Genomic DNA, 3,007 nt, shown 5'->3' with positions numbered 1-3,007 from the left:
GTGCCGGTGCTCAAGCAAACAGGGGGCAGTGACACTGTTGACGTCGATGAGGATGACTTGCAGGCCTTGCGTGGCGAGGATGAGTCAGAGGGTAATGACGCTGGTGAGCGCGAGCCGTTATCAGTCACAGGCAGCATAGTGGACAACGTTGCCTGGGGTGCGGACGGCTTTGGCAAGGTGACTGGTGTGAGCTGGAGCGGTGGTATGGCCACCATTGATGAAGGCCAGACCTCTGTGACGGTGTACTTTGATGCGAACGGCGCGGTGCAGGCTGAAGCAACTGGAGCGGCGGCCAGCTTGCAGGTGGATGCAGATGGCTCGTACACCTTCACCCTGGCAGACAACCTGCTGGTATCGGGTGATGCAGAGAACATCGTCAAGTTGCTGACCGATGGTTTTACCTTTGCGGCGCAGGATGGCGATGGCGACCCGGTGGTGGGTGGCATCAAGGTGAATGTAAACATCACTGATGACGTGCCGGTGGCGGTGAACGATGGCCCAGCTTGCATAATCCAGTCACCATTACCGCTAGTTAATGTGACGCTGGTTTTGGATACCTCTGGCAGCATGAAGGGGGACAAACTGGCTGCACTTAAAGCAGCGGTTGCTAACTTGGTGCAAGCTTACGCAGGGCTAGATGCCCCTATTCATGTCAATTTGGTGACCTTCGCAACGGGTTCTTCCAATGTTGGTGACTATAACTTCAACTCGGTTAGTGATTCTGGTTATATCAACCTGATAAGCGCAGTTAATGCGCTTAGCGCAGATGGATGGACTAATTATGCGGAAGCTCTTAATACAGCCAAGGCTCAAATTCTTCTTGATGTGAATAATGTCGGTGCAGATAAAGCCCAACAAAACAAGTTGTATTTTATCTCTGATGGTAATCCTGAACCTGACCCTACCGGTCAAGTTTCAGCGATAACGGCATGGCAAACATTTATTACAAATGGGAATGTTGATAACGATAATAATTCCGAAACCAATCCGTTCCAGGCGCATGCGATTGGTATCAATGTGAATACAGGTACCTACCTTAATCCAATTTCTAGTAGTGGTACTTATATTCTTGCCTCACCGGAAAATCTATCCGCTACCTTGGTTGACCTGGCAAGTGCTGGCGGTGGGGTAATCGGTAATGTATTGGCTAACGATAATTCCGGTGCTGATGGAGTAGGTCTTATTGCATCAGTCTCTGTAGGTGCTCAAACCTTTACCCTAAATGCTAGTGGTACTGATATCGATATCTTGGGTACGGGGGGGGTAACTTATAGTTTCGATAAGGATACCAAAGTATTGAGCCTCAATACAGAGCTCGGTATTCTGAAGATCGACCTGCAAGGCACCCATGTGGGGGAATATAGTTTTGTTGCCAAGGCAAATTTATCACCAGCGATCTTTGGTGATGATGGTGCAGTGAAGCAGTTGTTTACCTACACCTTGGTTGATGGGGATGGTGATAAGGCTCCTGCAAACTTGGAGATCTGCATCCGTAGCAACCAGTCTGTTCTAGTAGTTGGCCACAATGTCAGTGATATCGATTCTTCACACGTTGCTCATCATATAGCCAGTCCGTTCGATTCGGTGACTGGAGGCGTTATTCAGGGGGTTGCGGGTAATGATGTGCTGATTGGGGATGTTGGTGGCTCCACCAGGTTACCAGGTCAAAAAGCTAACATAGTCTATGTCCTGGATAATTCTGGCAGCATGGATAGCAAAATTCCTTTTACCAATATTCAGGGGGTTACCACTAATATCAGCCGTCTTGATGCATTGAAACAATCGGTTATTGCATCTCTCAATAATCTCTATGAGTCGGGGGCTAGTGATATCAAGGTACATTTGGTCAAGTTTGGAACAAATGCACCCGTTGGCAGTACGTTCACGCTTACCGCTAATGGTACTGATAATCTTGAACAGTTGAAAAGTGCGATTGCATTTGTCAATGCAATCATGGCTAACGGGGGCTATACGAACTATGAGGCCGGCCTGGTGCAGGCCAATAATTGGATTCAGTCGTCAGCCCCTGTTTTGGCTGCGGATGTGAACAAGGTGCTGTTCGTATCTGATGGTGCACCAAATCGAGCCTTGGATAATTCCGGTGGAGTCATCTCTGCCAATGCACAGACAGCGATAAAACACGTCCTTGGTACAGCAGGCAATGATAATGATAACGTCAGTGAGGTCGAATTGATCGAAACGGCTGGTCCAGGTACAGCACAGGCTTTTACCATTGAAGCTGTTGGCATTAATGTATCCGCTAGTGCTAAAGAATTGTTAGACGATGTTGAAGGGAGCGGTGGACTCGCTGATAACGTCATTACTGCCAATCAGTTGATGGGTATTATCGGAAATATTGCCGGGGGGTTAATCAATGTCGCAGTAGTCGGTAATGATGCTCTGCGGGGAGGCGATGGGAACGATATCCTCTTTGGCGACAGTATTTATGCTGACAGTGTCGATGGCGGTTGGGCGGCTTTTTCCGCAACACATCCTGGAGCAACCGACAGTGAACTGAGGGCCTTGATTGCAGCAGGTCATATCTCTTTTGGTCAGGACGGTTCGGTTGGTGGCAATGACCTTCTGGATGGTGGTGCAGGTGATGACACTCTTTACGGACAGAAAGGTGACGATCTGCTGATTGGCGGTGCTGGGAGCGATACCCTGACCGGTGGAGGCGGTAAAGACACCTTTAAGTGGGGGGCGGGTGATGCCGGTGGTGTGGACGTTATCAAAGACTTCACAACTGGTGACGGTGGAGATGTGCTGGATATAAGCGAGCTGCTCACTGGCGAACATGCCAACTCTGGTTCGCTTGATGCGTACCTCAATTTCAGTAGTGATGGGCCAGGCACAAACAAATCAACATTGACGATTGATTTGGATGGTACGAATGGAGGAACCACCCACGTCATAAAATTTGACAGTATTGACCTGACAACCTTGGGCAACAGTGACCTTGAGATCATTCAGAAGTTGCTGGGTGACGGTAACTTGAAGGTTGATC

The 3,007-nt window shown here is 49.0% G+C and carries 1 protein-coding gene; it reads left to right on the top strand.

Annotated elements, in window-relative coordinates:
* The coding region (locus AB5Y85_RS20040; RefSeq protein WP_368222040.1) for a VWA domain-containing protein at positions 1–3,007 on the top strand (3,007 nt) is incomplete at both ends.

It is taken from the genome of Aeromonas sp. R3-1 (assembly GCF_040908345.1).
GTDB lineage: Bacteria > Pseudomonadota > Gammaproteobacteria > Enterobacterales > Aeromonadaceae > Aeromonas > Aeromonas veronii.
This window is presented reverse-complemented; position numbering and strand designations above follow the sequence as displayed.